Annotated in this window: 3 protein-coding genes; all 3 read left to right on the top strand. The window is 53.0% G+C overall.

Annotated elements, in window-relative coordinates; all coding sequences use genetic code 11:
* Positions 1-265 precede the first annotated feature (265 nt).
* Entirely contained in the window at positions 266-1,273 is a 1,008-nt protein-coding gene (locus tag JRF57_16445; protein ID MBW2305283.1) for an amidohydrolase family protein, read from the top strand.
* Positions 1,274-1,357: 84 nt separating this feature from the next.
* Positions 1,358-2,101, top strand: coding sequence for a FadR family transcriptional regulator (locus JRF57_16440; protein MBW2305282.1), 744 nt, complete (start codon positions 1,358-1,360; stop codon positions 2,099-2,101).
* 270 nt (positions 2,102-2,371) lie between these two features.
* The coding region (locus tag JRF57_16435) for a hypothetical protein (GenBank protein ID MBW2305281.1) at positions 2,372-2,627 on the top strand (256 nt) is incomplete at its 3' end.

The raw sequence follows: 2,627 nt of genomic DNA, 5'->3' as shown, positions 1-2,627 counted from the left end.
ATGTGGACATGTTCAGGACCTCCTCCGGCTTTTGAATTGTTGTCAAACAACCGGAGTCCTGCCATGTCCATTCTTTTTTGACAACCCCCAGGTATCGTTTTTCCGGAAGAACCACAAATTTTCTCATTTATGGATGGGCACTAGATAGGGTTTTTTTGAGGGCAGATGCGGATTTTTATTGACATCCGAAACCTGAATAGAGATGATATGTAATGTCTGACATTAATACATTTATAGAGCGGATCCATCAATAAAGGAGGGGGCCATGAAGCTTGACATTTTCAACCATATCTTTCCGAAGAAATACTTTGAGAGGATGATGCAGGTAAACCCGGATTACAAGGACATGGGAAAGAGGGTGAGGAACGTTCCCGTCCTCTATGACCTGGATGCGAGGTTCCGGGTGATGGATCAGTTCGAGGATTATGCCCAGATCCTTTCCCTTGCCTCGCCTCCCATAGAAAAGCTGGCGGGGCCGGATGTATCTCCTGACCTGGCAAAGGCCGCCAACGACGGCCTTGCCGAGTACGTTGAGAGGTATCCGGACAGGTTTCCGGGCTTTATCGCCTCCCTGCCCCTGAACAATCCAGATGCTGCTTTGCGGGAGACGGAACGGGCCATCGAGGAACTGAAGGCCGTCGGAGTCCAGTTTTACACCAACGTGAACGGCGCACCTCTGGACCTCCCGGAACTCAAACCCCTTTTCGGCAAGATGGCTGAATACGATCTGCCGATCTGGCTTCATCCCTGCCGTGGCGCGAATTTCCCGGATTATCTTACTGAAGACAAATCCAGGTACGAGATCTGGTGGACCTTCGGGTGGCCGTATGAGACCAGCGTGGCTATGGCGCGGCTGGTTTTCGGATACTATTTCGATGAATTCCCCAACCTCAAGATCATCACCCACCACATGGGCGGAATGATTCCCTACTTCGAGGGACGAGTAGGCCCCGGGTGGGACCAGCTTGGCAGCCGCACCTCGGACGAGGACTACTCGGTCATTCTGAAGAAACTCAAGAAACCCCACCTCGACTACTTCAAGATGTTTTACGCGGACACGGCCCTTTTCGGCTCCATGGCAGGGACTATCTGTGGCCTGGAGTTCTTCGGCGTGGACCACGTGCTCTTTGCTTCGGACAGTCCCTTTGATCCTGAAAAGGGACCCGGGTATATCCGGGAGACCATCAGGATCGTGGATCATCTGCCCGTTTCCGAGGAGGATCGGAAGAAGATCTATGAAGGGAACGCGAGGCGCCTTTTGAAGCTTGAATAGGGCGGTTTTGCCGGGTTGAGGAACGGGTGGAAGAGCGGGAGCCATGATGCCCGTAAGGCCCGGTGAAGGAGGAGGTGGATACATATGACAAAGGAAAGTGAAGAAGACAAAACAGTAGATCAGGCGATTCTGTTCAGCCCGGTAAAGAGCCGGAGAACCTTCGAGGAAGTTGCTTCGGAGATCAAGAAGCTTGTTATCCAAGGCCTTCTTAAGCCCGGTGTCAAGCTTCCTCCTGAGGTTGAACTCGCCAGCCGGTTCGGCGTTGGACGGCAGACCATCCGTGAGGCGTTGCGGATCCTGGAACTTTCCGGTTTCATCACGATCCAGAAGGGATACGGGGGCGGGCCGATCATCAGCGACACCGTGCTCCATCGAATCACTTCCCTGTTTCTTGATGCCTTTCAGATGGAGAAGGTCACCCTGGAGGAGTTGACTGTCGCTCGGCTGAAGATCGAAAAGATTGTGCTTGAAGACGTCATTGATCGAGCCGACGAGGAAGACATCGCCGCCCTCCGGAAGAACATGCTGGAGGCGAGGCGGAAAATCGATATGAAGGTGATGGCGACGGACAAGAACATTGAGTTTCACAGGATTCTGGCCAAAGCCTCCAAGAACCATGTCTTTGTCATTGTCGTGGATTCCATCCTGGCCCTGCTCGAAAACCTGCTTTTGCGCTTGAAGCCGAACCTGGAGATGACACGAAAGGCCGTGGTTTCCCATGAACGTCTCCTGGAGGCGATCATTCGGAAGGACAAGGCGGAGGCCGGGCGGCTGCTTGAGGAGCATCTGCTCGCCGTGAGAGACCGGCTCAAGTCTTCCACGAAGTGACGGATAACCCGGGCGGCGGAGGGAAAAGAAGAACATCGTCCAAGCACTATCAATATTACTCTTTATTGTCCCATTCGGGGAATGAGAGAACCTTGGGCCTTCAGGCGAAGATTTCTCAGAGTTCAAGATTGTTCATAAGATTCACCGGGAACCCGGTTACTCCTTTATGGGGCGAATGGTCGAAAGGAGGTGATTTTTTCAAAAAGGACCAGAAAAACGGCATGAGGAGAGAATTACATTGAATCCATCATGGAATCAAGGAGGGAAAAGATGAAACCCAAGGGAATAAGAGGCAGGCATAGGGCCCCGGCCCTGTTCATCGGCACTTTAATGTTCCTGCTGGTGGTCCTTCTCGCCGGGCAATCCCTGGCGGGAGTCAAGCAGCTTTCCATGGGAACTGCCACGGTCGGGGGGATATTTTACAATATAGGCTCCCCCCTGGCCCAGTGCGTCAACAACGCCCTTCCCGAAGTCAACATCACGGCGGAGTTCACCCAGGGAACCACGGAAAATCTCAGGCTCATTG

The sequence above is a fragment of the Deltaproteobacteria bacterium genome (assembly GCA_019310525.1).
Taxonomy (GTDB): Bacteria; Desulfobacterota; DSM-4660; order Desulfatiglandales; family HGW-15; genus JAFDEE01.
Note: the sequence above shows the minus strand (reverse complement) of the source record. Positions and strands in the feature narration are given on the sequence as shown.

What these genes read in the sequence shown, in the direction of transcription:
- JRF57_16445 (MBW2305283.1), top strand. Translation starts at nt 266, where the DNA reads ATGAAGCTTGACATTTTCAACCATATCTTTCCGAAGAAATACTTTGAG.
- JRF57_16440 (MBW2305282.1), top strand. Translation starts at nt 1,358, where the DNA reads ATGACAAAGGAAAGTGAAGAAGACAAAACAGTAGATCAGGCGATTCTG.